The 26,686-nt window shown below is 63.1% G+C and carries 27 protein-coding genes and 1 pseudogene; 20 read left to right on the forward strand and 8 right to left on the reverse strand.

Going from position 1 to position 26,686, the window contains the following annotated elements:
• Positions 1–81 precede the first annotated feature (81 nt).
• Positions 82–543 (reverse strand): phosphoribosyl-AMP cyclohydrolase, encoded by a 462-nt coding sequence (gene hisI, locus EJ077_RS13830; RefSeq protein WP_127277422.1) that lies wholly within the window; start codon positions 541–543, stop codon positions 82–84.
• A 42-nt stretch (positions 544–585) separates the two neighbouring features.
• Positions 586–1,221, reverse strand: a complete 636-nt coding sequence (gene folE, locus EJ077_RS13835) for a GTP cyclohydrolase I FolE (protein ID WP_208702628.1) — start codon at positions 1,219–1,221, stop codon at positions 586–588.
• Positions 1,222–1,461: 240 nt separating this feature from the next.
• Between folE and EJ077_RS13840 the strand changes: the two genes are divergently transcribed.
• Entirely contained in the window at positions 1,462–1,908 is a 447-nt protein-coding gene (locus EJ077_RS13840; RefSeq protein ID WP_208702629.1) for an iron-sulfur cluster assembly scaffold protein, read from the forward strand.
• A 71-nt stretch (positions 1,909–1,979) separates the two neighbouring features.
• Complete coding sequence (locus EJ077_RS13845; protein WP_208702630.1) at positions 1,980–2,402, forward strand: cell envelope integrity protein TolA; 423 nt, start codon at positions 1,980–1,982, stop codon at positions 2,400–2,402.
• Positions 2,403–2,424: 22 nt separating this feature from the next.
• Here EJ077_RS13845 and EJ077_RS13850 read toward each other — a convergent pair whose 3' ends face one another.
• Positions 2,425–3,342: a LysR substrate-binding domain-containing protein gene (locus EJ077_RS13850; protein ID WP_208702631.1), complete on the reverse strand. Its 918-nt coding sequence runs from the start codon at positions 3,340–3,342 to the stop codon at positions 2,425–2,427.
• Positions 3,343–3,662: 320 nt separating this feature from the next.
• Here EJ077_RS13850 and yidD point away from each other — a divergent pair, with 320 nt between their 5' ends.
• From yidD to EJ077_RS13870, 4 genes are all read left to right on the forward strand, one after another.
• On the forward strand, positions 3,663–4,037 hold the full coding sequence (gene yidD / locus EJ077_RS13855) for a membrane protein insertion efficiency factor YidD (protein WP_208702991.1): 375 nt from the start codon (positions 3,663–3,665) through the stop codon (positions 4,035–4,037).
• A 149-nt stretch (positions 4,038–4,186) separates the two neighbouring features.
• Positions 4,187–5,005 carry a class D beta-lactamase gene (gene blaOXA, locus EJ077_RS13860; RefSeq protein WP_208702992.1) on the forward strand — a complete coding sequence of 273 codons (819 nt, stop codon included), beginning with the start codon at positions 4,187–4,189 and terminating at the stop codon, positions 5,003–5,005.
• A gap of 145 nt (positions 5,006–5,150) precedes the next feature.
• Positions 5,151–7,127, forward strand: a complete 1,977-nt coding sequence (gene thrS, locus EJ077_RS13865) for a threonine--tRNA ligase (protein ID WP_208702632.1) — start codon at positions 5,151–5,153, stop codon at positions 7,125–7,127.
• Positions 7,128–7,212: 85 nt separating this feature from the next.
• Entirely contained in the window at positions 7,213–8,151 is a 939-nt protein-coding gene (locus EJ077_RS13870; protein WP_208702633.1) for a lysophospholipid acyltransferase family protein, read from the forward strand.
• Positions 8,152–8,240: 89 nt separating this feature from the next.
• Here EJ077_RS13870 and EJ077_RS13875 read toward each other — a convergent pair whose 3' ends face one another.
• Positions 8,241–9,203, reverse strand: a complete 963-nt coding sequence (locus tag EJ077_RS13875) for a hypothetical protein (protein WP_127277443.1) — start codon at positions 9,201–9,203, stop codon at positions 8,241–8,243.
• A gap of 154 nt (positions 9,204–9,357) precedes the next feature.
• Between EJ077_RS13875 and EJ077_RS13880 the strand changes: the two genes are divergently transcribed.
• The 3 genes and pseudogenes from EJ077_RS13880 to EJ077_RS13890 form a co-directional block, all read left to right on the forward strand.
• Positions 9,358–9,942 carry a nitroreductase gene (locus EJ077_RS13880; RefSeq protein WP_208702634.1) on the forward strand — a complete coding sequence of 195 codons (585 nt, stop codon included), beginning with the start codon at positions 9,358–9,360 and terminating at the stop codon, positions 9,940–9,942.
• Entirely contained in the window at positions 9,942–10,550 is a 609-nt protein-coding gene (locus EJ077_RS13885; protein WP_208702635.1) for a flavin reductase family protein, read from the forward strand. Before EJ077_RS13880 ends, EJ077_RS13885 begins: the two co-directional genes overlap by 1 nt.
• A gap of 40 nt (positions 10,551–10,590) precedes the next feature.
• Positions 10,591–10,757, forward strand: a pseudogene (locus EJ077_RS13890) (isoprenylcysteine carboxylmethyltransferase family protein); the annotation flags it as partial.
• On the opposite strand, the gene EJ077_RS13895 reads toward EJ077_RS13890, so the two are convergent.
• Positions 10,758–11,639: an HpcH/HpaI aldolase/citrate lyase family protein gene (locus tag EJ077_RS13895; RefSeq protein WP_208702993.1), complete on the reverse strand. Its 882-nt coding sequence runs from the start codon at positions 11,637–11,639 to the stop codon at positions 10,758–10,760.
• Entirely contained in the window at positions 11,639–12,091 is a 453-nt protein-coding gene (locus tag EJ077_RS13900) for a MaoC family dehydratase (protein WP_056572267.1), read from the reverse strand. The genes EJ077_RS13895 and EJ077_RS13900 overlap by 1 nt, the downstream gene beginning before the upstream one ends.
• A 151-nt stretch (positions 12,092–12,242) precedes the next feature.
• Here EJ077_RS13900 and EJ077_RS13905 point away from each other — a divergent pair, with 151 nt between their 5' ends.
• Complete coding sequence (locus EJ077_RS13905; RefSeq protein ID WP_208702636.1) at positions 12,243–13,367, forward strand: DUF2336 domain-containing protein; 1,125 nt, start codon at positions 12,243–12,245, stop codon at positions 13,365–13,367.
• Here the strand turns inward: EJ077_RS13905 and EJ077_RS13910 are convergent.
• Both EJ077_RS13910 and parE read right to left on the reverse strand, forming a co-directional pair.
• Positions 13,364–15,433: an FUSC family protein gene (locus tag EJ077_RS13910; protein WP_208702637.1), complete on the reverse strand. Its 2,070-nt coding sequence runs from the start codon at positions 15,431–15,433 to the stop codon at positions 13,364–13,366. The two genes, EJ077_RS13905 and EJ077_RS13910, sit on opposite strands and share 4 nt — an antisense overlap.
• 44 nt (positions 15,434–15,477) lie before the next feature.
• Positions 15,478–17,535: a DNA topoisomerase IV subunit B gene (gene parE / locus EJ077_RS13915; RefSeq protein WP_208702638.1), complete on the reverse strand. Its 2,058-nt coding sequence runs from the start codon at positions 17,533–17,535 to the stop codon at positions 15,478–15,480.
• A 237-nt stretch (positions 17,536–17,772) separates the two neighbouring features.
• On the opposite strand from parE, the gene cpaB reads away from it, so the two are divergent.
• The 10 genes from cpaB (at position 17,773) to EJ077_RS13960 (ending at position 26,602) form a co-directional block, all read left to right on the forward strand.
• On the forward strand, positions 17,773–18,699 hold the full coding sequence (gene cpaB / locus EJ077_RS13920; protein ID WP_245458741.1) for a Flp pilus assembly protein CpaB: 927 nt from the start codon (positions 17,773–17,775) through the stop codon (positions 18,697–18,699).
• A 90-nt stretch (positions 18,700–18,789) separates the two neighbouring features.
• The gene (locus tag EJ077_RS13925) at positions 18,790–20,175 is read left to right on the forward strand and encodes a type II and III secretion system protein family protein (protein ID WP_245458779.1); all 1,386 of its coding nucleotides are present in this window, start codon (positions 18,790–18,792) and stop codon (positions 20,173–20,175) included.
• A 4-nt stretch (positions 20,176–20,179) separates the two neighbouring features.
• Positions 20,180–20,449, forward strand: coding sequence for a hypothetical protein (locus EJ077_RS13930; RefSeq protein WP_208702640.1), 270 nt, complete (start codon positions 20,180–20,182; stop codon positions 20,447–20,449).
• Between the two features lie 33 nt (positions 20,450–20,482).
• Positions 20,483–21,691 (forward strand): AAA family ATPase, encoded by a 1,209-nt coding sequence (locus tag EJ077_RS13935; protein ID WP_208702641.1) that lies wholly within the window; start codon positions 20,483–20,485, stop codon positions 21,689–21,691.
• Positions 21,688–23,109, forward strand: a complete 1,422-nt coding sequence (locus EJ077_RS13940) for a CpaF family protein (RefSeq protein WP_208702642.1) — start codon at positions 21,688–21,690, stop codon at positions 23,107–23,109. The genes EJ077_RS13935 and EJ077_RS13940 overlap by 4 nt, the downstream gene beginning before the upstream one ends.
• Before the next feature lie 5 nt (positions 23,110–23,114).
• Positions 23,115–24,080 carry a type II secretion system F family protein gene (locus tag EJ077_RS13945; RefSeq protein WP_208702643.1) on the forward strand — a complete coding sequence of 322 codons (966 nt, stop codon included), beginning with the start codon at positions 23,115–23,117 and terminating at the stop codon, positions 24,078–24,080.
• Position 24,081: 1 nt separating this feature from the next.
• Positions 24,082–25,044: a type II secretion system F family protein gene (locus EJ077_RS13950; protein WP_208702644.1), complete on the forward strand. Its 963-nt coding sequence runs from the start codon at positions 24,082–24,084 to the stop codon at positions 25,042–25,044.
• A 120-nt stretch (positions 25,045–25,164) separates the two neighbouring features.
• Entirely contained in the window at positions 25,165–25,722 is a 558-nt protein-coding gene (locus tag EJ077_RS32070; protein ID WP_245458742.1) for a hypothetical protein, read from the forward strand.
• Positions 25,691–25,975: a hypothetical protein gene (locus EJ077_RS32075; RefSeq protein WP_245458743.1), complete on the forward strand. Its 285-nt coding sequence runs from the start codon at positions 25,691–25,693 to the stop codon at positions 25,973–25,975. Before EJ077_RS32070 ends, EJ077_RS32075 begins: the two co-directional genes overlap by 32 nt.
• Positions 25,976–26,128: 153 nt before the next feature.
• The gene (locus tag EJ077_RS13960; protein ID WP_208702645.1) at positions 26,129–26,602 is read left to right on the forward strand and encodes a tetratricopeptide repeat protein; all 474 of its coding nucleotides are present in this window, start codon (positions 26,129–26,131) and stop codon (positions 26,600–26,602) included.
• Positions 26,603–26,686 lie beyond the last annotated feature (84 nt).

Here is a 26,686-nt window from a genome sequence, read left to right on the forward strand (position 1 = left end):
GATCTCCCTTGTCCCAAGACTAATATACGGATGGGCCGTATCGAAATGATGAATCTGTGTGGTTGATGTGAGGCAGAAGGTTCAAGCTGATGGCTTCCGATACGTGTTTTCCGCATCGAACAGCGGCTTGCTGCCGTCGTCGGCAAGCGTCCCCTTGCCGTCGATCAGCCCCACCGTCCGATAAAAGCATGAACGTCGGCCAGTGTGACAAGTTGCGTCGTGGCCCAACACTTTCACGCGCAACCACAATGCGTCCTGGTCACAATCCGTGAGCATCTCGACCACGTGCTGGAAATTGCCCGAGGTTTCCCCCTTCTTCCAGAGCGTGTTGCGCGAGCGCGACCAGTAGTGGGCGATGCCTGTCTCCAGCGTCAGTGCCAGCGCTTGCGCATTCATATGCGCGACCATCAGCAGCATGCCGTCGGCGGCATCACTGACGACGACGGTGACCAGGCCGTTGGCGTCGAAGCGCGGCGAAAACACCGCGCCTTCTTCCAGGGTCTTCTTGTCTGACGGAGCTTTCGGAAATTCCAGTGCCGACATATCAGGTCTATTTTCCTGTTGACCGTGACGTCGGCAAGGGGCTTACTCCCCGCCGCCGCGCACCATGGTGACAAAACGAACCTGCTCTTCGGGCGTATCCTTGAAGACGCCGGTGAAGGTTGAGGTCAGCGTGGTTGAGCCCTGCTTGCGGATGCCGCGCATGGCCATGCACATGTGCTCGGCCTCGATCATGACGGCCACGCCGCGCGGGTTGAGCACGTCCTGGATGACCCCGGCAATCTGCGCGGTCAACGCTTCCTGCGTCTGCAGGCGATGGGCGAAGATATCGACGACGCGGGCGATCTTCGACAGGCCGACCACCTTGCCGTCGGGCAGATAGCCGACATGCGCCTTGCCGATGATCGGCACCATGTGATGCTCGCAATGCGAATGGAACTGGATGTCCTTGACGATGACCAGGTCATCGTAGCCGGCGACCTCCTCGAAGGTGCGGCCGAGCTCGTCCGCCGGGCACATGTCGTAGCCGCCGAACATTTCACGGTAGGCCTTGGCCACGCGCTTGGGGGTGTCGATCAAACCCTCGCGATCCGGATTGTCGCCGGTCCAGCGCAGCAAGGTGTGCACGGCGGCCTCGACTTCGGCTTCGCTCGGGCGGTCGGTGACCGGCTTTTCCATGTAGGCGGACTGGGGCATGAGCTTCTTGATGACGGCATCCATAAAAGGCGTCTCCCGTAGTTCCTCTCTCAGGAGGAACGAGTTGAACGGACCACGACCTTTCGGTGTCGGAAACTCGCCCCGTTTCCAGCCCCGTAAGCGGCGTGAACTTCCCGGCAAGGACAGTGGCGTTCGCCGCCTTGTCGATACCGGACTGCCAGCATTATATATGGTCGTGCCGAGCGAATGAAAGACGCAACAACGGCAATCGCTGTTCGCTTGGCGGCGACGGATTGGAAAATAATGATCAACGACGTCTACAACGCGAAAATTCTCGGTTTTGCCGGAAATATCGCCCGCATCGGCCGGCTCGATCATCCCGACGCGACCGCGAAGGCGCATTCCAAGCTGTGCGGTTCGACCGTTACCGTCGACCTCAAGATGGAGGACGGCGTGGTTACCGACTTCGCCCACGACGTGAAGGCCTGCGCGCTCGGCCAGGCATCGTCATCGATCATGGCGCAACATGTCGTCGGCGCCAGCGCCGAGGAATTGCGCGCGGTGCGCGAAACCATGCTGAAAATGCTGAAGGAGAACGGGGCGCCGCCGGAGGGCCGCTTCGCCGACCTCAGCTATTTGGAGCCGGTGCGCGACTACAAGGCGCGCCATGCGTCCACCATGCTGACCTTCGACGCCGTGGTCGACGCCATCGGCCAGATCGAAAAGAAGCGGGCCGAAGAAGCGGCCTGAGCGTGGGCTTTGGCCTTACGACCGCGGGCAAGTCCAGCCAGGGCACAGCCGGTCATTCATGCAATAACCTCATGTTCGCGGGCATTCTTGCCGCTTCACTTGTGTCGAGCGGCGGCTCGTGCAGGGCGGAACCAGCGGTCCGGCGCGATATCGGCGACTATCTCATGAAGGCTATCCAAGCCTGTTGGAGCATGCCTGCCAATACCACAAGCATTGCACGCGTTCGGATCAATCTGAACAAGGACGGATCGCTTGCCGGTCCGCCAAAAATCGTCGGCCCCGTGACACCACCACGGGATAAGGTTGCCGAAGCCGCCATTCGGGCAATCACACGCTGCGCGCCGTTTCCCGGGCTGGCATCCTATGCTGCCCACTATGATTTGTGGCGCGACATCGTCGTCACATTCAACCCGGCAGACGACCCTGCGGCGGGACATCCGCCCCTGGACGTCAACGACCTCGACAAACTTCTCGAAAAATACAAAGCAAAGTAGCGGCATCTTGCCAGGCAGCGTCTCAGGCCGGCGCTTTCACCGCCTTCCTGCTGTCGGCAAATTCGCTTCTTAGCCAATCGGCGAAGGCCGCGGCCGGTTCGGAGAGATCGTGCAAACTCCTGGCCACCAGCCAATAAGCGCCGGACGCGACATCGACGTCGAACGGCTTGACCAGCGCCCCGGTCGCCAATTCTTCGCCAATCTGAAGGAGATCGCCCAGGGCCACCCCATGTCCAAGCAGCGCGGCCTGCTTCGAGAGCGAGGCGTCCGCAAGCATCGGGCCGCGCGCGGGCACGGCATCGGCAGGCACGCCCGCAGCCTCGAACCAGCGCGCCCAACCCTGGCGGTTTTCCTCGTGCAAAAGCGTGAAGCGAGCAAGGTCGGCCGGCTTCTCGAGGGCCGGACCCGATGAAAGCAGCGCCGGCGACAGAACCGGCGAATCGACTGTTGAAGCCAGCCGTTCGGCCTCGCTACGGGGCCATGACGTCGAGCGCGAGCTGAAACGCAAGGCAAGTTCGGGCTGGTCGCTGCGGAACTCGATCAGCCTTGGGTCGACTTCGAGGGAAACGTCGATGTCGGGCCGCAACTGCCGGAACCGGTTGAGCCTCGGCACCAGCCATACCGCTGCGAGCGAAGGTTCGACGCTGACGCGAACCACGAACTGGGCCGGGGTGGCGGCCAGATCGCCGAGCAGGCGGTCGATCGCATCGAAACTCCTGACCAGTTGAGCAAGCAGCCGGCGGCCCGCATCCGTCAGTTCGACGCGGCGATGGTGCCGTTCGAAAAGCGGTTGGCGCAGGAAGGTTTCGAGTTCGCGGATCTGCCGGCTGATCGCCGCCTGCGAGACGAAAAGCTCCTCGGCGGCCTTGCTGAAGCTCAAATGCCGCCCAGCCGCCTCGAAGCTCCTCAATGCCGTCAGGGGCAGGCGTCCACGCTTCATTTCGCATAACCCAGGATTATCCGTAGCGGAAATTATACTCGTTTGAAGGCGAAGGCCAGCAGCGGTCTAATCCGGTCAAAGGAGACACGACCATGATCCAGTTCCTGAACATCCTTGGCGATGTCATGCGGATCGCGACGTTTCAATGGCGTGACGAAAGACGCGATGCAGGGCATCACGAAGAGTGGCCCCACCCTGGCCGGTGGGCACCTCCGGCGACCGGCAGCCATTTCGCCGTTACCGCCCCTGACGGCGCGGCGAGCGGGATTGCGTTCTCCGGCGCAAGCGCACATCTATCAGCTGGAAACGCGGAGATCGCAGTGGGCGACCAGCACGGGCATGCGCATACAGCCGGAGCGTCGAGGCGCGGCCGCAATTGGCCCGGCCCTTGGCGCAAGACGCCCGGCCGCGTGCTCGGCACCTCGCTCGTGCGGCTTTACCAACTGACGCTGTCGGGCTTTGTCGGCAATTCCTGCCGGCTTCTGCCGACCTGTTCGGAATACGCGCATGAGGCAATCGCCCGCCATGGTCTTTGGGCCGGTGGCTGGATGGGGTTGTTCCGCGTGCTGCGCTGCGGTCCATTTGGGACGCACGGCATCGACCTCGTGCCGGAGGTTCTGGCACCCCGTTACGCCTGGTTCATGCCATGGCGGTACTGGGGAATCGGCCGTAAGCGCGGCGAAGCGCAGGGTTGAGGACGCTGCTCAGGCGCGGCGCCAGCCGCGCCGGTTTACGATCCGGTAGGGTTAACGCAAGCCTGCACAACAACTGCGCATTTGAGACAAAATCGAGACAAGAGACCTCGCTAAGCCCGCTCGCGAACCCCTTCTGGAGCGAGCATCCCATGCGCAACATCGACCGTCTTCCCTTCATCTTTGCCGGAATCCTGTTCCTGCTTGCGTGGCTGTTGGGATTTCCGATGCGTGCTCAATCGGCGCCGCTCGCGGATGTGCACTGCACGCTCATCGCCGACGCCCAGAGCGGCAAGACGCTTTACCAGGACGGTACCTGCGACCAGCGCTTCAGCCCGGCATCGACGTTCAAGGTGCCGCTTTCGCTGATCGGCTACGACGCAGGCATCCTCACCGATGAACACACTCCGGCATGGGACTACAAGCCTGAGTTCAAGGCGGTGAAGCGCGACCAGAAAACCGTCGATCCGACGATCTGGGAACGTGATTCCATCATCTGGTTCTCACGCGAAATCACCCGCAGGCTCGGCGCCGAGAAATTTGCCGGCTACGTATCGAAGTTCAGCTATGGCAACAGTGACGTTTCCGGCAATCCCGCCAAGGATGACGGACTGACCCATTCCTGGGTGAACTCCTCGCTCGAGATCACGCCGGTCGAGCAGGTTGCCTTCTTGCGGCAACTGCTCGCCGGCACGATGCCGGTGTCGGCCAAGGCGCATGAAATGACACGGGCCATCATACCGAGCTTCAAGGCCGGCGATTGGGCCGTTCAGGGCAAGACCGGCAGCACCAGGCTCGGCAAGGGCGGCAACGACAAGCGCTCGCTCGGCTGGTTTGTCGGCTGGGCGCGGAAAGACGGCCGCCGGATCGTGTTCGCGCGGCTCGTCGTCGATGCGGAGCGGACCGACATGCCTAAGGGGTTGGCGACACGGGCCGCGTTCCTGAAGGACCTGCCGCAGCTGATTAAGTGAGCCGGGCTTTACGGCGGCGGCATCTGCTCATAAAAGACTGCCGCCGCCGGACGCCTCCGGCACCCTGGCAGGTCGCAGCTCCCGAACCGCTGATATCTGCATTTTACCACCCGCGCTCGTTTGCGGGACTGGATAGGAGATACACATGCTGAATTCCGTTTCCCTGACATTTCCCGATGGTTCCGTCCGCGACTACGATGCCGCGATGACCGGTGCAGGCTTGGCCGAATCGATCTCCAAGTCGCTGGCCAAGAAGGCCGTCGCCTACGCCATCGACGGCACCGTGCGCGACCTCAGCGATCCCCTGGGCAAATCCGGCAAGGTCGAGATCATCACCCGCGAAGACCCGCGTGCGCTGGAACTCATCCGCCATGACACCGCGCATGTGCTGGCGGAAGCCGTTCAGGAATTGTGGCCGCGAACGCAGGTGACCATCGGGCCGGTGATCGAGAACGGATTCTACTACGACTTTGCCCGCAACGAGCCGTTCACCCCGGACGATTTCCCGGTGATCGAGAAGAAGATGCGCGAGATCATCGCGCGCAACAAGCCGTTCACTAAGGAGGTCTGGTCGCGCGACAGGGCAAAAAAGGTCTTCGCCGACAAGGGCGAGCGCTACAAGCTCCAACTGATCGATGCCATTCCCGAGGATCAGGATCTCAAGATTTATGCGCAGGGCGACTGGTTCGACCTTTGCCGTGGTCCGCACATGGCCTCGACCGGCCAGATCGGCAACGCCTTCAAGCTGATGAAAGTGGCCGGCGCCTACTGGCGCGGCGACTCGAACAACCCGATGCTGACACGCATCTATGGCACGGCCTGGGCCGACCAGGCGCAGCTCGAAGCCTACCAGACGATGCTGGAGGAGGCCGAGAAGCGCGATCACCGCAAGCTTGGCCGCGAAATGGACCTTTTCCATTTCCAGGAAGAGGGGCCGGGCGTGGTTTTCTGGCACGCCAAGGGCTGGAAGATGTTCCAGAACCTGGTCAACTACATGCGCCGACGCCTCGACGAGCAGGGCTATCAGGAGGTCAATGCCCCGCAGGTACTCGACAAGAGCCTGTGGGATACGTCGGGCCACTGGGGCTGGTACCGCGACGCCATGTTCAAGGTTACGGTCGCCGGCGATGAAACCGATGATGACCGCGTCTTCGCGCTGAAGCCGATGAACTGCCCGGGTCACGTGCAGATTTTCAAGCATGGGTTGAAGTCATACCGAGATCTACCCGTAAAGCTTGCGGAATTCGGCAATGTGCATCGCTACGAGCCATCGGGCGCGCTGCACGGGCTGATGCGGGTGCGCGGCTTCACGCAGGACGATGCGCATATCTTCTGCACCGAGGAACAGCTGGCTTCCGAGTGCTTGCGCATCAACGACCTGATCCTGTCGACCTATGCCGATTTCGGTTTCGACGAAATCAGCGTCAAGCTGTCGACACGGCCGGAAAAGCGCGTCGGCACCGACGAGGCATGGGATCATGCCGAGGCAATCATGGGCAGCGTGCTGGAAACGATCAGGACGCGCTCCGGCAATCGGATCAAGACCTCGATCAATCCGGGCGAGGGCGCCTTCTACGGGCCGAAGTTCGAATATGTGCTGAAGGATGCGATCGGCCGCGAATGGCAGTGCGGCACGACGCAGGTCGACTTCAACCTGCCTGAGCGTTTTGGCGCCTTCTACATCGGCTCGGATTCCGAGAAGAAGCAGCCTGTCATGGTGCATCGCGCCATCTGCGGTTCGATGGAGCGTTTCCTCGGCATCCTGATCGAGAACTATTCCGGCCATTTCCCGCTGTGGTTCGCGCCGCTGCAGGTGGTGGTGGCGACCATCACCTCGGACGCCGACAGCTATGCGAACGAGGTCGTGGCGAAGCTGAAAGCCGCAGGGCTGTTGGCGGAAGCCGATCTGCGCAATGAGAAGATCAACTACAAGGTTCGTGAGCACAGCCTGGCCAAGGTGCCGGTCATCCTCGTCTGCGGCAAGCGCGAGGCGGAGGAGCAGACCGTCAATATCCGCCGGCTCGGTTCGCGCGACCAGGAATCGCTTGGCCTTGCCGAAGCGATCGAGCGGCTGACCGAAGAAGCGATCACACCCGATCGCCGACGCAAGCGCGCTTCTTGATTCGGACTGTTTTCGATCGAATGGCGGTGGAGCGATCCACCGCCATTTTCATATCTCTGTCACGGCGATGTTGTACCGGAACGCTATGCTCAAGCTGAAATCGCGCGAACGACCATTTCCCGAGCTTTCCTATGCCAATCCGCACCAGCCGGCTCTGGCGCGCTGGTTCATTCATTCGGTGGAAGGGCTTTCGGGTCGCGACAGGTTCGCGGCACTCTATGAATTCTGGCGCCATCAGGTTGTGCCGACCGGTGAGCGTGTGTTCAGCCGCATGCTGGACCTCATCGATGTAGGCGTGCGAACGCCCGACCAATGGCCGCCCGCGCAATTGCCCGACACGCCGCTGGTGATCATTGCCAACCATCCCTTCGGCATTGGCGACGGCATCGCCGTGCTGTCACTGGCAGAGCAACTCGGGCGACCTTTTCGAGTGATGATCCACAAGGATCTGCTCAGGATTCGCGAGATGGGGCCTTATTCGCTGCCAATCGACTTTTCCGAGACCAAGGAAGCGGTGAAGAACAACATGGCTGTGCGCCATGAAGCGGTGCGGCTGCTCAAGGAAGGTGTCACCATCGTGGTGTTTCCGGCCGGCGGCGTCGCCACCGCGCCAAAGGGTTTTGGCCGCGCGCGCGACCTGCCATGGAAGATGTTTCCGGCCCGTCTCGTCCAGGAGGCCAAGGCATCGGTCATCCCCATGCATTTCTCCGGGCAGAACGGCAGGCTGTTCCATGTGGTCAGCGGGCCGATGAACATGGCCGAGCGCGACGGGCGTGTGGCCAAATTCGTCGGCAAGGCCTCGCTGACCTTGCGCACTTCGCTGCTCATCCGTGAATTCGCGCGGCTGTCCGGCAAGGCGATCGAGGTGCGCGTCGGCAATGTGCTCAGCTGGAACGAACTGGAGCCGTTGCGCGACCGCAAGGCGTTGCTCGATCGCCTTTATCGCGGCGTGTTCGACCTGGCGCCAGAGCTGCCGCGTCGGCGCATTCCTTTCCTGCCGGCTCGAACGAAACTGGCGGCCTGAAGGAGCATCTCCGGCGAAATCGAGATCGCCTCCAGTGCTCTATCTCTTTGCTTTTACGCGATTCCGGACGCGAAACCGCTTGCATTGTTTTAGTCCGCGCCTTCTTCCGGGTCCATGGCCGCTGCTTCGGTGGCGAGAACCTCGATCTCCTGGTTCTGCCCGCCCACGACGGTGAAATCCTTCTGATAGATCCGGTCACGGTTCTTGGCGATGATGGTGTAGTCGCCTTCGGCGAGCACCATCGAGGCGAAGGCGCCGACGGTTTCCTTGATCGGATCGCCGGATTCGTTGAGCAGCGACCAGGACGTGTCGGCGATCGCTTCGCCACCCGCCTCGCGCACCAGCTTCATCGTGATTTCGGCGGCATGATGCTCGACGGTGGCTTCGGTCAGCTTGCCGGCCTCGACGCGGATGTCGGAGCGGATGACGGCATTGACCGCGCCATAGGTCGAGACGACATGGTAGATGCCGGCGTTGAGCCGCACGACGCTGTTGGGTTCGACATCGGGAATGATCAGCGCGCGGTCGCCATTGGCCTCGGCGGTGCCTTCATAGATCGAGAAGCGCAGTTTTTTTGGCGGAATGCGCACGCCGCCGGACAGAACCGCGTCGAGCTTCAGGCCGCCGGCATCGAGCACCAGGCTTTCTCGCTTGGCTTCCTTGCCGACGGTGATGCGCTTGGTGGCGCCGGCGCGGCCATAGGAGGCGTGGACCAGATAGCTGCCGGGTTCGAGCTGGAAGACGGCGCTGCCGCCATGCGCGGAGGCGACCATCGGCAATTTGCCGTTGACGGCTTCAGGCTTGAAGACGCGCCAAACGAGACCGCGGGTGATGTCGGTGCCCTTGTCGGTCAACTGAGCCGACAGGGTGATGGCGCCACCGCCGCCAAGCGCAAGCGGGGTCCCGCTCTTCGGCGTCGCATAGCTCGAAATTCCGGGAAGTTTCAGGTCGCCAACGCCATCCTTTTCCTGCGCGACAGCCATGGAGACCGGCAGCAGGAACAGCGCGGCGCAGAGCCGGACCAGGAAAAGACGCAGTCGCCCCTCAAACATGCCTTGCGTTGAAGCCCATGGCGGTGGCAATTTCAAGGCTTAAGAGTCCGATCCGCGACTCTTCAGCCCGGCGTTAGCGCGCCTTTGCCCGAGCCGCCCGAATTCCCGATGGTGCGCTTCAGCTCAAAACAGAATGTCCAGGAGACTTGCGCCCATGGCGTCGCCGATCATCGACTTCCTGCTGACCCGAAATTCAGCGCCGATTCCCGATCTCAAGGAGCCTGCGCCCAGCGACGCCGATATCGCCACGATGATTGCCGCCGCCACACGCGTGCCAGACCACGGCCGGCTCGAACCCTGGCGCTTCATCCTCTATCGCGGCGAGGCCCGCATCGAGATCGGCAGACAACTGGCGGACTTGGCTGAACAACGTGAAGGACCGTTGCCAGAAGGCCGCCGCAACCAGGAACTGGCGCGGTTCTCGCGCGCGCCGCTGGTGATCGGTGTCGTGTCGATTCCCAGGGAGAACCCGAAAATCCCGCAATGGGAGATGTTCCTGTCCGGAGGCATGGCGGCGATGAACCTGATGATATCAGCCAATGCGCTGGGCTACGGCACGAACATGATCAGCAACTGGTATTCCGACGTGCCGGAGGGCAGGGCGATTCTCGGACTGGCGCCGCAGGAGCGCGTTGTCGGTTTTGTCCATATCGGTTCCTATGCCGGTCCGGCGCCGGAGCGGCCACGGCCCGATCCGGCCAAGCTCTACGCCGATTACTCTGGACCTTGGGTGGGCTGATGTTCTACGAGCCGGCGAAGGGCCATGGGCTGCCGCATGATCCGTCCAAGGCGATCGTGGCGCCGCGTCCGATCGGCTGGATATCGACGCTGAACAAGGCCGGCGAGGTCAATCTCGCGCCATACTCCTTCTTTAATGCCGTCTCGACCCGGCCTTTCATCGTCTGGTTTTCCTCCGAGGGCGAGAAGGACAGCGCCTCGTTCGCGCAGGAAACCGGCGAGTTCGTCGCCAATCTGGTCAGCCGCGACCTTGCGGAGAAGATGAATTACACGTCCGTCGCCGCGCCGCGTGGGGTCAACGAGTTCGTTTATGCCGATCTCGCCATGGCGCCCTCGCGCCTCGTCAGGCCGCCGCGCGTGGCGGCGGCACCTGCGGCGCTCGAATGCCGGGTGACGGAAGTGTTTCGCCCAAAGGCGCTCGACGGATCGCCGACGAGCGCCGTTGTCGTCGCCGGTGAAGTGATCGGCGTGCACATCGACGATGCCTTCCTGAAGGATGGCCTGTTCGACATCACCAAGGCCGGCAATGTGGCTCGTCTCGGCTATATGGACTATGCCAGCGTCGATGAGGTCTTTTCGATGCGCCGGCCGCGCTGGGGCAAGGAATAAGAGACCTCGACCTCGGACTGTCATCGCGCCTTGCTGACGTTCGGCACTCCTGCTTGGCTCCTGGTGGGGATTGCTGTCGGTGCTCGTGTTCGTCGTTCTGCTGGGCATCCGACCTTCATCGAAGAGAAGACGCTTCGCACTGGTCTGCGCGGCTATGACGACTATGCGGCCCAGGTTCGCTACCGCCTGATTCCGATGGTCTGGTAGTCAGGCGGTAATTCCGGCCGCCTTCGCTCGCGCCAGAAGCCGTTCGGCCAGCCGCAGATGCGGGCGGTCGAACATCTTGCCATCGATGCCGACGACGCCGGGATTTCCCGCTGCCTCGAACGCCGCCACGATGGCCGCCGACTGTTTCACCGCCGCGGCCGAGGGCGTGAAGGCGGTGTTGATGACGGGCACCTGATCCGGGTGGATCGCCATCTTGCCGGTGAAACCATCGCGTTCGGCCTCGGCGCACTCCACGGTGAAGGCCGCCATGTCGCGAAAATTCGGAAACACGGTGTCGATCGCGGCGACCTCCGCGGCCCCGGCCGCGAGGATGGTGGTCACGCGGGCGTGACGGAAGAGGTCGGTGTAGTGGCCGTGCTCGTCGCGGGCCGCACGCGCGCCCACCGCGGCCGACAGGTCTTCCGCGCCCCAGGTCAGGCCGGCAAGCCGCTCGCTTGCGCCGGCATAGGTCGCGGCGGCAAGCACGCCCGCCGGAGTTTCGGTGATGATCGGCAGGATTTTGATCGAACCGTCGGGCAGATCGTTCTCTGCCTCGCGGACCCTGAGCTTTGCCGCGAGCTGCTGCACATCCTGGCCGCTGTTCGATTTTGGCAGCATGATGCCGTCCGGCCTTGCCGGGACGAGCTTGGCAAGATCATCGTCCGTCAACCCGGTCGAGAGGTCGTTGATCCTGACATAGATCGCCGAGTTGGTTTGCCCCCTGCGGTCGAGGATGAAGCGCGCCGCTATCTCGCGCGCCTGCGCCTTGTTCCGCGGCGCCACGGAATCCTCGAGATCGACGATGACCACGTCGGCGCCGGCGCCAAATCCCTTTTCCAGCTTCCGCTCGGAATCGCCGGGAACGAACAGCAGCGAGCGCATCAGGCCGCCTTCTTCAGCATCATCGCTTGCCTGGTGCATTTGGCGACCAGATCGCCATGCTGGTTGTAGGCGCGGTGCTCGAATTCGACGATGCCGCGGTCGGGCTTCGACTTGGACTCGCGCACCGAGACGACAGATGTTTCGACACGGATGGTGTCGCCATGGAAGACCGGGTGCGGAAACACGGTTTCCTTCATGCCGAGATTGGCGACCGTGGTGCCGACAGTGATGTCGTTGACCGAGATGCCGATCATCAGGCCGAGCGTGAACAGCGAGTTGACCAGCGGCTTGCCCCATTCGCTCTTGGCGGCGAAATCGAAGTCGATGTGCAGCGGCTGCGGGTTCAGCGTCATCACCGAAAACAGCATGTTGTCGCTCTCGGTGACGGTCTTGCGCAGCGTGTGCTGGAAGACATGGCCGACGACAAACTCCTCGAGATATAGCCCGGCCATTTCCGTCTCCTGCGCTGTCTGACGGTTGATAGGCGCTGCATCCAGCGCTCGCAAGCCAGTTAATGAACATGGTGAACCGTTCGTAAACCATTTCTGCCTACCGTCCTCACGGGGCCGGAAACCTTCCGGCTAGGGGCGTAAGCAGACGGGCATGGTTGTTGTTTCGCATTTCCTGAAATGGATCTACACGGCCAGGGTGTCGGAGCGCGCCGCCGCGGCCAATGCGCTGGCCCGGGCCTATGTCAATGCCGAATTGCCGTTCGAGGACCGCTGCGCCGCCGAAGCGGCGCTGACGCTGCTGCTCGACGACGCCTCGTCGAAAGTGCGGCTGGCGATGGCGGAAGCGCTCTCTATGAGCCACCACGCGCCGCTGCAGATCATAAGCGTGCTTGCCGCCGACCAGCCGGAAGTCGCCGGTGTCGTGCTGGCGCGCTCGCCGCTGCTCACCGACGCCGATCTGATCAACCGCGTGGCGGCAAGCCAGAAGGCAACGCAGAAACTGATCGCCGACCGGCCGCTCGTCTCGATGGCGCTGTCGGCGGCTATCGCCGAGATCGGCGAGGCGGAGGCCTGCGCCGTGCTTCTGGCCAACGCCGGCGCCGCCATCGCTTCAATGAGTTTTCGCCGCATGGCGGAGCGCCATGGGCATCTGCCTTTGGTGCGCGAGGCCCTGATATCGGATGTCAGGCTGCCTGCCGACTGCCGGCACATGCTGCTCATCAAGCTTGGCGAGACATTGAAGACATCGCCGCTGGTCATGGCATTGATGGGAGCCGCGCGCGCAGACCGCGTCATGCGGGAGGCCTGCGTCAAGGCCTCGGTGACGCTGATCGAAGGCACGCGTCAGGAAGAGCATGCGGCGTTGATCGAGCATCTCAGGCTGCGCGGCGATCTGACCGCGAGCTTCCTGATCCGCACCATCGCCCACGGCAAGGTCGATTTCTTCGGCTCGGCGCTGGTTGCGCTCAGCCAGCAGTCCGAGCCACGGGTGAGGGCGCTGCTGGCCGGCGGGCACGACGTGGCCCTGCAGGCGTTGTTCCGCAGTGCCGGCCTGGCTGCCGCCACGCATGCCGTCATCCTGAGCGCCCTGAAGATCTGGCGCGAGGTTGCCAACGGCAAGCGCGTCGCCGGCGTTCAGGAGGTCAGCTGGCTGATGCTCAAGGAATTGGGTGGGCAATCCGCCGAAGGCGATCTTGCCGCTCTGGTCAAGTCGATCCACCTTGACGCCCTGCGCGAGAACGCGCGCGGCCACGCGCTGGCGATCGCCGCAGCCTAGGTTTTATCCCTCGCGAAGAAATCCGGGAAATCCTCCATCGCCGCGGCGATAATGCGCAGGGACGCCGCGATCTGCAGCATGTCGCCGGTGGCGTTTCGCTGGGCGATGCCCGCCGCATACTGCCGGGCGACGGCGACGGTCGCTGTTTGCGGATCGCCAGGGGCACGGAAAAGCAGCTCGCGCGCCAATCCCCTCAGGAAGTTGGCGATTGAAAGCGCCGTTTCCGATGGGATGGCGTGGTTTTGGCTGGCACTGCGCAGCCGCAGGATTTCCAGGCCGACCGTGACGGAGGCGACGCCGCCGCCCAACACCGCCTCGCCCTTCCTGCCGGAATTCTGCACCAAGGGCATCAACTGATTGACCCGGTCATAAGCGAGGCTCTCGAAGGCCGAACGCCTCGGCACGCGCTCATGCAGGCAAAGCCGCGCCAGATCCTCGCGCATGGCCCGCACGATGCGGTCGGCCGCGAGCCATGGATCCGCCGGCAACACGCCGATGAAGACGCCGATCGCCAGCAGGATGCCGACCAGGATCGATGCCGAGCCGGCGAAGAAGGGGCCGGGATCATAGGTCATTGCCTGGTGCGGGCTGAGGAAGGCCAGGAAATTGATGGCGAAGGCCGTCGCCACGCCGACATAGCGCGGATTGGCCATGGCGAGTGCCGCCGGCACCATGATGGGCACGACGAACAGCATGAACCAGCCGAAGCCGGGCAGGGCGGGAAGCGCGATCTGGCCGACGAGAAAGGCGAAGGGCAAAGCGAGCAGCGTTCCCTTGAAGAAACCCCATGATACCTGCACGGGATCGGGGCGAGCGGCAAACAGGCTCGAGACAACGGCAACCAGGATGACGGTGCCGGCCGCTTCCGACCACTTCGTCGTCAGCCAGAAAGCCGCAACCAGCAGCGTTGCAACGGCCGCGCGGATGGCGTTGCGCGCGGCACCGGGATAGTCGCGATGCACCACCAGGGCCGGCTGCTGGCTGCCAGGACCTGGTCGGCGGGTCACCGGCGCGCGCAGCGCGTCAAGGCCACGAAGCACCTGTTTCAGCGCCTCGGCGAAATCGGCTGCTATGGTGAGGCGGGTGATGGTTCCGACCCTGTCCTCACCCTGGTCGACCGAGGCATCGGGCATTTGCCGGGCCTTGGTCGAGATTGCGTCGAGCCGCGCCAACCAGGGCGAGGTATCGTCCAGCGCTCCCGGCTTGGCTGCCAGTTCGCTGACAAGGGCTTGCAGCTCCGAGCGGACCGGGATGAGGGCCGCGTTTTTCGGAGCGGCATGCGAATAGAGCGCGCGCGCCGCCGAAAGAGCCGAGAGCAGTTGTCCGATCGTGCGTCGCACCGGATGCGCGCGCGGCGCGAAGCTCGGCGCTTCGAGCCTGGCATAGGCGCGCATCTCGCCAAGCGTCTGGGTCTCGGCGACAAGCTTCCGGTGCAGGCCGATGAGGGTTGCCCGGTCTCCGCCGGAAAACGCGCCGCCGGCATAGGTGGCGAGGTCGAGAATGCAGCGTTTCAGCCGCGAGATGATGGCGTCGCTGGCCAGTTTGGGTAGGATCAGCCGGCTGGTGAGGCCGGCGCAGACGATGCCGAGCACGATCTCGGCACAACGCGCGACCGCTAGGTCAACGACGAGATGCGGTTGTCCGAAAGCGGGCAGGCCGATGATCATGGCGGTGTAGCCGGCAAGGGCGGCGCCATAGGCTTCGGGATTGCGCAGCAGCGACGAGACGAAGGTGCAGATGCCAATCCAGACGGCAAGCGCCGTCACCAGAATCCAGGGGCCGGTGCCGAACGCCGTGGTGATGCCGATTGCCGCGACACCCCCGGCAAGCGTGCCGAGCAGCCGGTAGAAGCCTTTCGCCAGCACCATGCCGGCAACCGGCTGGGCGACGATGAACACCGTCATCATCGCCCATTGCGGATGATCGAGCTTCAGCGCATAGGCGACGAGAAGCGCGATCATGCCGGCGGAAACGGTGCGGAGGGCAAAGATCCAATCCGAGCGCGTCGGTTGCGTCAGGCCGGCCAGGCTCGTCTCGAAATAGGTTTTCAGCCGCGCCCAGGTCACATGCCGGTCTCCATGTCAGGGACGCAAGCTAAGCTCGCCAGCGGCTAGATATCCAGCACTTCCGTCTCGGCGAATTCGGCGCGTTCCTGGATGAAGCGGAAGCGGGCTTCTGGCTTGGTGCCCATCAGTGCATCGACCGCATCCTTGGTCGCCGCCTCGGCGTCGATCACATCGACCCGGAGCAGCGTGCGCTTCCTCGGGTCCATGGTGGTCTCCTTGAGCTGCGAGGCCATCATTTCGCCCAGGCCCTTGAAGCGGCCGAGCTCGACCTTGCCGCGCCCGGTGAATTCGGTGCGCAGAAGCTCGTCCTTGTGCGCGTCGTCGCGGGCATAGGCGACCTTGCCGCCTTGCCTGATCGAGTAAAGCGGCGGCACCGCCAGATAGAGATGGCCGCCGCGTACCAGTGCCGGCATCTCCTGGTAGAAAAAGGTGATCAGCAGCGAAGCAATGTGGGCGCCGTCGACGTCGGCGTCGGTCATGATGATCACGCGATCGTAGCGCAAATCCTCGTCGCGATATTTTGACCGGGTGCCGCAGCCAAGCGCCTGGATCAGGTCCGATATCTGCTGGTTGGCGGCCAGCTTGTCATTGCCGGCGCTGGCGACGTTGAGGATTTTTCCGCGCAGCGGCAAGACGGCCTGGCTGGCACGGTCGCGCGCCTGCTTGGCCGAGCCACCGGCCGAATCGCCTTCGACGATGAAGAGTTCGGCACCTGCCGCCGCGTTCTGCGTGCAGTCGGCGAGCTTGCCCGGCAAGCGCAGCTTGCGCACCGCGCTCTTGCGCGACACCTCTTTTTCCTGGCGGCGGCGCACCCGTTCGTCGGCGCGCGCGATCACCCAGTCGAGCAGCTTCGAGGCTTCCTGCGGATTGTCGGCCAGCCAATGGTCGAACGGGTCGCGGATCGCGGTCTCGACGATGCGTATCGCTTCGATCGTCGCCAGCCTGTCCTTGGTCTGGCCGACGAATTCCGGCTCGCGGATGAACACCGACAGCATGCCGGCGGCCGAGATCATGACATCTTCCGAAGTGACGATCGAGGCGCGCTTGTTGCCGACGAGGTCGGCATAGGCGCGCAGGCCGCGCGTCAGCACGTTGCGGAAGCCGGCCTCGTGCGTGCCGCCTTCACCGGTTGGAATGGTGTTGCAGTAGGAATTGATGAAGCCGTCGCCGCCGAACCAGGTGACTGCCCATTCGAGCGAGCCATGGCCGCCTTGCCTGTCGCTCTTGCCGGCGAAGATTTCGCGCGTCACCTGGAATTCGTCGCCGAGCGACGCTTTCAGATAATCCTTGAGGCCACCGGGAAAATGGAATTCCGCCTTGGCCGGCGTCTGATCCTTTTCCTTGATGAGGGAAGGATCGCAGGTCCAGCGGATTTCGACGCCGCCGAACAGATAGGCCTTCGAGCGTGTCATGCGGTAGAGCCGCGCCGGCTCGAAGGCCGCGCCCTTGCCGAAGATCTGCTCGTCGGGATGGAAACGCGTCCTGGTGCCGCGGCGGTTGTGCACTTCGCCGAGGTGCTCCAGACCGCTTACCGGAATGCCACGTGAAAAGCGTTGGCGATAAAGCTGGCGGCCACGCGCGACTTCGACCTCGAGATGGTCCGACAGGGCGTTGACCACGGAAACGCCGACGCCGTGCAGGCCACCGGAGGTCTCATAGACCTTGGAATCGAACTTGCCGCCCGAATGCAGCGTCGTCATGATCACTTCGAGCGCAGGCTTCTTGAATTTCGGATGCGGATCGACCGGGATGCCACGGCCATTGTCGGTGACCGTGAGATAGCCGTCGGCCGAAAGCTCGACATCGATGAAGGTGGCGTGGCCGGCAACCGCTTCGTCCATCGAGTTGTCGATGACCTCGGCGAACAGATGGTGCATCGCCTTGTCGTCGGTGCCGCCGATATACATGCCCGGCCGGCGGCGCACCGGCTCCAGGCCTTCGAGCACCTCGATGTCGGCGGCGCTGTAACCCTCGCTGCCATCCTTGGCCGCGGCCGGGCGCCTGGCGGCCGCTTGCACCAGCGGATCCGCTGGGCGCGCCGGGGTGCGAACCGGCTGCGGCTGCTTGTCCATGTTGCCGAAGAGATCGTTGTTGTCGTCCATGCCAACCATAGGGTCCGGTGCTGCGAATCACCCGTCGATACTGCCACGCTTTTCGGCGCCAGGCGACGGAGGTTCCTGTTACGTTCGCGGATTTAACCCCTCTTACCCTAAAACCATTCGATAACCAAGCGGGCGGAAATAGGTCGAATGCCACCGCACAAGATTCCTGATTCTTTAACAATGCGGACTAGCGTGAGCCCAACATAACAAGAAACTGCGGGCGTCAGGGGTTTAGGTGTGAGGGGCAAGGCCATAACGATGATCGGCATCGCCGCCGTGTTCGGCGCGATCTCGATCTTTGCCGCGGATTTCTGGGTCAAGAGCCAGGCCAAGGCCGATGCCCAGGAGAAGACGGCCTCGATCGCCGCTCCGGCCGCCCCCAGGATCGAATTCAAGACGATCGTGGTGGCGACCGCGCCGTTGCGTTATGGCATGGAGCTCGATCGCACCAAGCTCAGCGAAATCCCGTGGCCGCAGGATTCCCTGCCGCAGGGCGCCTTTGCAACCATCGACGGGTTGCTCGGCGAGGGTGGCCGGGTCGTGCTGTCGGCGATCGAGGTCAACGAGCCGGTGCTGTTGACCAAGCTGTCGGGACCGAACGGCCGCGCTACGCTGTCCAATATGCTGACGCCCGGAATGCGGGCGGTCACCATCCGCACCGACGAGATCGCCGGCGTCGGTGGCTTCGTCACGCCGGGCGACCGGGTCGATGTCGTGTTGACCCGCGATGCCGGCGAAATCCAGGAAGTCGCCAAGAACGCGCAAGGCGCGGCCGGTTCGACCATCACCTCGGAAATCGTCGTCGCCGACGCCAAGGTGCTGAGCGTCGGGCAGGGCGCCGACGAGCGCCAGACGACGCCGCAGGTGGCCAATTCCGTGACCATCGAGGTGACGAGCGACGGCGCGCAGAAAGTGGCGCTGGCCCGCACCGTCGGCACGCTGTCGCTTTCGCTGCGCTCCGCCAGCGAAGGCGGCGACGGCAAGAACGGCGTCACCACCATCTCTTCCTTCGGCGGATCCGTGGCTTCCAAGGCCCAGGCCGCGGCCGGCTCCCTGTTCGATGCCATCGTCAAGGAGCCGGAGAAGCCGAAGTTCAAGACGGTGATCGTGACACGCGGCACGCAGGCCGAGGAATACAAGGTTCCTTCGCGGGATCAGAAGTAAAGACCGGTGGGGACCGGGCGGGACGGGATCATGGTGATGCATACCCTATATCGAATGACGGATCGGTTGCGTTTCGTGCGCGCCCTGGCGATGGCGGCTTCACTGGTCGCGAGCGGCATGCTCGCCTTCGCCGGCGCGGCCAAGGCGGACAATGACATCGTCCATGTCTCGTCGACCAGAAATGCGTCGATCAAGGTCGCCAAGGGCAAACCCAGGACGATCATGACGAGCGCGGCCTTCTACCAGATCGTCATCGGCGATCCGGAGATCGCCAACGTCAATCCGCTGACCGACAAATCCTTCTATGTGCTGGGCAACAATCTCGGCACCACCGGCATTGCGCTGTTCGACGAGAACAAGCAGCTCGTCGGCACCATCGACATCGAAGTGACGCTTGACACCGACCAATTGGCGAGCACCATCCGCGCCAGCGTGCCGGACGCCAAGATCAAGGTCGGCTCGGCCAATGGCCGCGTGGTGCTTTCGGGCGAGGCTGATGACGCGGTCGCCGCCGAAAAGGCAAACAAGATCGCCACCCGCTTCTCCGGCAATGAGGAGGTGATCAATTCGGTCAATATCTCCTCGTCGCAGCAGGTTCAGCTCAACGTCCGCTTCGTCGAGATCAACCGCCAGGCCGGTCAGGATCTGGGCGCGAAATACAGCGCCAATTTCGCCTACGGCTTCGGCGGTCGCGATGTCTCTCTCGACCCGGGCTCGCTGCCGGCGGCCGGCACCGGCGAGATCATCGGCCGGCTGCTGTCCAATGGCGTCTCGATCGATATCGCCATCAAGGCGCTGGAGGAGCGCGGCCTTGCCCGAAGGCTGGCCGAACCGAACCTGATCGCCCGCTCCGGCGAAACGGCGAGCTTTCTCGCCGGCGGCGAATTCCCCATCCCGGTTTCCGAAGACAACGGCAAGATCTCCGTCAGCTACAAGAAATACGGCGTCAGCCTGGACTTTACGCCGACCGTGCTGAAGGACGGGTTGGTCAGCCTCGACATCGCGCCGGAAGTCTCCTCGATCGATGCGTCGGCATCGTACAATATCGGCAGCATTTCGGTGCCGGGGTTCATCGTCCGCCGCGCCAAGACTTCGGTCGACCTGAAGAACGGCCAGAGCTTCATGATCGCCGGGCTGCTGCAGTCCCAGAACGACATCACCACGTCTCGCATACCCGGTCTCGGCAAGATGCCGGTGCTGGGATCGCTGTTCTCGTCGAAATCCTATCAGCGGCGCGAGACCGACCTGGTCATCATCGTCACACCCTATCTGGTCAAGCCGGTCGATCCGTCGAAGAAAATGGCTGAGCCGACCGATGGCACGCAGCCAGCCAGCAATGTCGACTATTTCCTCAACAACACCGAGGAAGTGAAGGCGCCGGACACCAACCGTGCGCTGGCGCTGGCTGACAGCGGCGCTGCGCGGGGCGCTTCCGCGACCAAAGTCGGCCATTTCCTCGACCTGCCGAAGGACTGAAGCCATGCGTCTGGTCCTGAGATCGAGCATCGCCCTGCTTCTTGCCGGTTTGGCAAGCGGCTGTACCAGCGACGACTATGTGCGCAGCGAAGGCGTGACGTCAGCCGCCGGTGAGGCGCAGGCCGCCAACACCGTCATGCAGATGGTCGATCCGTGGAAGTACGGCGTCCAGAACACGAGGCTTCTCGTGCCTGCCAAGCGTGGCGATGCCGGACCCGCCACGCCCGATCAGGCGGCCGGTGCCAAGGCAGCGCAAACGACCACCGGCAACTGATCCAGACGGCGATCGACCTCACAGGCGGCGAGAATGGCAAACAGCACCAAGAAGATCCTGCTCGTATCGACAGACCGGACCTTCGCGCAGGACACGAAGACGGCCTTTGCCGCCTCCGAGATCATCCAACTCATGACGGTCGAGAAGAACGTCACCGAGCTGCGCGGCGAGGTCCAGGAGGCCGAGTTCGGCGTCGTTATCGTCGACATGGATGCGGCGAAACTGGAAGAAATCGAGTCGCTGCAGCGCGTCATGCGCCGGCTCGAGGGCAAGGCACCGGTGGTCGTGGTCACGCAGGAGTTCAACGCCGCCGCCGTGCGCATCCTGGTGCAGCTCAAGGTCGCCGACTTCCTGGTCAAGCCGATCACCACGGCCGACCTCGTGCGTTCGGTCGTGCGAGCGTTGCAGGGACCCGGCCGCGAGGAAAACACCGAGTCGCAGATCTATACCTTCATGCCCGCCGCCGGCGGCGTCGGCACGACGACACTGGCGCTGCAGACCGCGTTCCAGCTGCATCATTCGGTGACGCGCGGTGCCTCGACCTGTGTGGTCGACCTCAATTTCCAGCAAGGTGCCTGCGCCGAATATCTCGATCTGGAACCGCGTTTCGACATCGCCGAAATCGAGAACCAGCCCGAGCGCCTCGACCGGCAGCTGCTCGATGTGATGCTGTCCAAGCACGCCAGCGGACTTTGCGTGCTGGCGGCGCCGACGCATCCGGCCGAGATGCGCTCGTTCAAGACCGATGTCGTGGTGCGCATGCTGGACCTCGTCTCGGCCTATTTCGACAATGTCGTCATCGATATGCCGCGCACCTGGTTTCCGTGGACGGAAACGGTGCTGCTCGGTTCCAACAAGCTCTACATCGTTGCTGAAATGACGGTGCCGTGCCTGCGCCATACGCAGCGGCTGATCCAGGCCGTCTATGAGACCGCCGGCAAGGAAGTGAAGCCGAACGTGATCGTCAACCGTTTCGAGCAGAAGATGTTCGACAACGGCATCAAGCAGGCGGATGTCCAGGAAATCCTTGGCGAGCATTTTGTCGGCGGCATCGCCAACAACTACCGGCTGGTGCGCGAGGCGGTCGACCGCGGCGTGCCGCTGCACGAGATCGATCCCAATGCCAATGTCGTCAACGACCTGAAGAAGATCATCCTTCCGGAAGAGTCGGTGGCGACCGCGAGCAAGTCGAAGTCGCTATTCGGTTTCGGCAGGGGCCTCTTGAAAAGGAAAGCTGGATGACCAGCCGTTTTTCCACCCTGCAGAATCGTGACGCCCGCCCGCAGCGTCCGGCGGAATCGACGCCGGTCGCGCATCATGCCGTCGTCATCCCGACCAGCCGAAAGGCTTTGCCGGCGAAAGCGGAAGCAGCACCGGCAAAGAATGCCAACAAGGTGCTCGATGCCCGTGTGCGCATCCATCGGATGCTGCTCGAGGAGATCAACCTCGTCGCTCTGGAGCGCTTGCCCAAGGACGAGATGCGACGGCAAGTGCATGATTTCGTATCGGAAAAGACCCGCCAGGAGCGGATGGCCATCAATACCGCCGAACTCGACGCGCTGGTCGACGATATCGTCGACGAGATGGTCGGCCTAGGCCCGCTCGAGCCGCTGCTCAAGGACCCAGACATCAACGATATCCTGATCAACGGCCACCAGAACTGTTTCGTCGAAAAGAAGGGCAAGCTGCAGCAGGTCCACATCCCGTTCAAGGACGAGGCGCATCTGCTCAGAATCGTCAACAAGATCGTGGCCGCCGTCGGCCGCCGCGTCGACGAATCGCAGCCTATGGTCGACGCTCGCATGCTGGACGGCTCGCGCTTCAACGCGGCCATCCGCCCGGTGGCCGTCGATGGTCCGCTGGTTTCGATCCGCAAGTTCTCCAAGAACAAGCTTGGCCTGCACAGGCTGGTCGAATTCGGCGCCATCACTCAGAACATGGCCGAAGTGCTCGCGGCGGCCGTGCATGCCCGCAAGACGACGATCATTTCGGGTGGCACCGGCACCGGCAAGACGACGATGCTCAACGCGCTGTCGGCCTTCATTCCGGAAGACGAGCGGCTGATCACCATCGAGGACGCGGCGGAGCTTCAATTGCAGCAGCCGCACGTCGCGCGCATGGAAACGCGCCCCGCCAACATCGAAGGCCATGGCGAGCTCAAGCAGCGCGACCTGGTCAAGAACGCGCTGCGCATGCGTCCTGACCGCGTCATCCTCGGCGAGTGCCGCGGCGAGGAGGCATTCGACATGCTGCAGGCGATGAACACCGGCCATGAAGGGTCGATGGCGACCATCCATGCCAACACGCCGCGCGACGCCATTTCACGCCTCGAGCAGATGCTGGGCATGACCGGCATGCCGATGACGGTGCAATCGATCCGCAGCCAGATCGCCAGCGCCATCGACATCATCGTCCAATTGACTCGGCTTTCCGACGGCAAGCGCAAGGTGACGAGCGTCGCCGAGGTGACCGGCATGGAGGGTGATGTCATCCAGATGCAGGAAATCTTCCGGTTCGTGCGCACCGGCATGGATGCCGACGGCAGCATTCTCGGCTATTTCGAGGCAACCGGCATCCGGCCGCGCTTCCTCGAGGACCTGCGCGCCATGGGCATCGACTTCCCGGGACGCTATTTCGAGCCCGGCCGGCCGCAGGAGTAGCCGGGGTGTTCGATGGGTTCAGCGCGATCTATGTCGTCTATGCCGGGGCCGCACTGACCGGCATCATGGTTGCCGAGGCGGTCTACCTGCTCTATGCCGGCCGCAGCGACAAGCGCACCGCCATCAACCGGCGCATGAAACTTCAGGAAAACAAGATCAGCCAGGAACAGGTGCTGATCCAGTTGCGCAAGGAGCGCGGTCTCGACGCGGGAACGTCGCTGTTCTCGCCCGACCGGTTCCGTGCCTTGCGCACGCAGTCGGGCATGGTCATGCCGCTGTCGAAATTCCTGATGATCACCTCCGGCGTGGCGATGGCCATGACGCTGTTCGCCATCTCGCGCGGCTTGCCGCTGTTGATGGGGCTCATTCTGTTCGTCATGCTGGTGCCGCTGCTGCCGGTCGTGGCGATGCGCTCCATGCGCAAGCGCCGGCTAAAGCGTTTCGGCATGCAGTTGCCGGAGGCGCTGGAACTGATCACGCGGGGCCTCAAGGCAGGTCATCCGGTTCCGGTGGCGATTGCCATGGTGTCGCGCGAGATGCCCGATCCGATCGGCACGGAATTCGGCGTCATTGCCGACGAAGTCACCTATGGTTCCGACCTGGTCTCGGCGCTGAACTCGCTTTTCGACCGGGTCGGCCACGAGGACCTGCCGCTGTTCGTCACCGCCGTCTCGATCCAGACCAGCTCGGGCGGCAATCTGCGCGAAATCCTCGATGGGTTGTCGACGACGATCCGCGAACGCGGCAAGCTGCGCCGCAAGGTGCGCGCGATTTCGACGGAAGGCCGCCTGTCGGCCTACATTTTGACTGCCGTGCCAGCGCTGCTGTTCACCGCCATCATGGCCATGATGCCGGGATATTACAGCGACGTCTGGGGCGTGCCGAAGACATGGTACATGATCGGCGGCTCGGTTACCTGGCTGATGCTGGGCAATCTGATCATGTTCAAGATGTCGAACTTCAGGTTCTGACATGCGAAGCGTCGTCGAATTCCTCGCCTCGCTCGCCCCGACCTCGCTGATGCCGGTCGCTGTCCTCTTGCTGGTCGTCGGGGCCGCCGCGGTCGCCTGGCCGATGGTGGCGGCGAAGGGCGACCGCAATGAAGTCAAGCGCCGGCTCAAGGTCGACCGCGGTCCGGTGGCGGCTCAGCCCGAACCGGTGCAGAAGAAGAATAGCGGCGTCGTGCGCGAGAAGGCGGTGAAGAGGGCGCAGGAATTCTATGCCAAGAGCGACCCGGAAAATGTGGCCCGCCTGCGTTTGAAGCTCATCCAGGCCGGTTACATGGAGCCGCGCGCCGTCGGCATGTTCTTCCTGATCCGGTTCACGGCAATGATCGGCACGACGTTCGCCGTCTTCGTGCTCAACCGGTGGATGGCCAGCCCGGACGCCACCATGACCAGCCGGTGGACCTTCATCATCCTGTCGGGCGCTGCTGGCTATTTCCTGCCGGGCCTGGTGCTGACCCAGAAGGTGCGGGAGAAGATGCGCGAATACCGCAACGGCTTCCCCGATTTCATGGACCTGATGATCGTCTGTTGCGATGCCGGCATGAGCATGGAAGCGGGCGTCGAGCGCGTTTCGAAAGAACTCGCCAAGACCTATCCGTCGCTCAGCCAGAATTTGCAGCTCGTGTCGTTGGAGCTTCGGGCAGGGCGCAGCCTCGACGACGCGCTGAAGGCGCTCGCCGATCGCCTCAGCCTGGACGAGGTACGCTCCTTCGCCACGCTCCTGCAGCAGTCGAAGGAACTTGGCACCAGCCTGTCGGGCGCGCTCAGGGTGTTTTCAGATGAAATGCGTCACAAGCGCATGTCGCTGGCCGAGGAGAAGGCGCATGCTTTGCCGGCAAAGATGTCCGTGCCGGTCGTGGTCTGCATCCTGCCGGTGGTGCTGATGATCGCCGTCATTCCCATCATCGTAAAAATGACGGGCCACTAAAGCGCGCCGGGTCGAGATGGATTCGGGCAACTTGCACGCAAACATCCGTCGACGTGCTACATCGGGACCTGCAAAGCCGTAATCAGCGAGAAGTCCATGCGAATACCCTTGCCCACTCTCTTGCTGGGTCTCGCCGCGGCGGGCTTGTCGCCCGCCCAGGCCGCGGCTAGCGATTGCGGCGATGCCGCCGCGTTGGTGCAGCAGGCCTATCCGAAGGCTCTAAAGAGCGCCGATGGTGCTTCATTCACGCTCGAGCCCCACACCAGCATCGCCTTGGCGCCTCGGGACAGCGATTCGCCATTCCGCCTGGTCTGCAAGATCTGGCCCGCCCATGACGATCTGCTGCTGGTCGCGGTGCCGCTGACCGACAGCGCCCAATCCAGGGAGGACGGGCACGTTGGCGATGTCGAGCTTCTGGTCGTCGACAGGAACAGCCGGCAGGTGCGTCAGCGTTTGCTCCAGCCCGGGCTGATAACCGATGATGCCATCGCCATCCGCAAGATTGAATTCGATACTGGCCGCTATGGGTTGGCGCCCGGCGTCACCGCCTTTGGTCTGCGTATCGAGATGGCAAATCACTCGCAGGCCGATCCCTTCAGCGAAACCGACCTGCGGGCTCTATGCCGTCGCCGGCGATGCTCTGCGCATGGTGCTCGATGGTCTTGTCGTTGCCGGTAATGGTGGTGAAGGCGATACCAATTGCGCGGGATCCTTTCATTCCAGTCGGGTCAGCCTGACGATGGGCGCTGCGAGACATCACGGCTATCGCGATATCACCGCGGTCGAACGGACGGATACCGACGAGCCGTCCCCCGACAAGGATGGCGAGTGCCAGTCCCATCCCGGCAAACCTGTGAACCGAACCTACCGGCTGCGCTATGATGGCAGCCGTTATCCGGTTCCGGGCAAGCTCAGGGCCATGGAGCCATAAGAACCCTGCGGTATCGAGGCGTCGCGACCCGTGGTTAATGGCCGGTATTCAGGACACTAAAAGTTAGCCGCATTTCGGCACCGAAGCTTAATCGCTGTGCTGTAGTGTCTTTCCCTGAAGAACGACCCGGCAAATCGGGCGACGGGGCAGGGCATGCGTCAGATAAAATTTGCGGCGGTGGCCACGATGGCAACCGTCCTGATGATCACCGGGTGTACGACGAACACCAACGTCGACACGACCAAGACAACCGCCATCCACCCGACTGCCAAGGATGTCGACACATCCGACCTGGCGGAAGGCAAGGCGCAGTTTCGCGACGCCAATTATGGTCTTGCCGAACAGCATTTCCGCAAGGCCGTCGAATTGAAGGCCGACAATGCGGAGGCCTGGATGGGGCTTGCCGCTTCCTATGACGAACTTGGCCGCTTCGACTTCGCCGACCGCGCCTATGGCCAGCTTTTGAAGGTCGCCGGCCGCAAACCGCGAATCGTCAACAATATGGGCTATTCGCAATTGTTGCGCGGCAACAAGACGAAGGCCAGGGCACTGCTGCTGGAAGCGAGGGCCGGCATGGCCGATCCCACCGTTGTCGACGCCAACCTCGCCTTGCTCAACAAGGGCTGATGCCGGTTGATCTTCGCGCCGGCTAGGGGTGCGGTTTCGGCACAGGTGGCATCGACGCTTTGTAAACCCTATCCGCAGGTTGGG

Source organism: Mesorhizobium sp. M8A.F.Ca.ET.057.01.1.1, assembly GCF_003952565.1.
Lineage (GTDB): Bacteria > Pseudomonadota > Alphaproteobacteria > Rhizobiales > Rhizobiaceae > Mesorhizobium.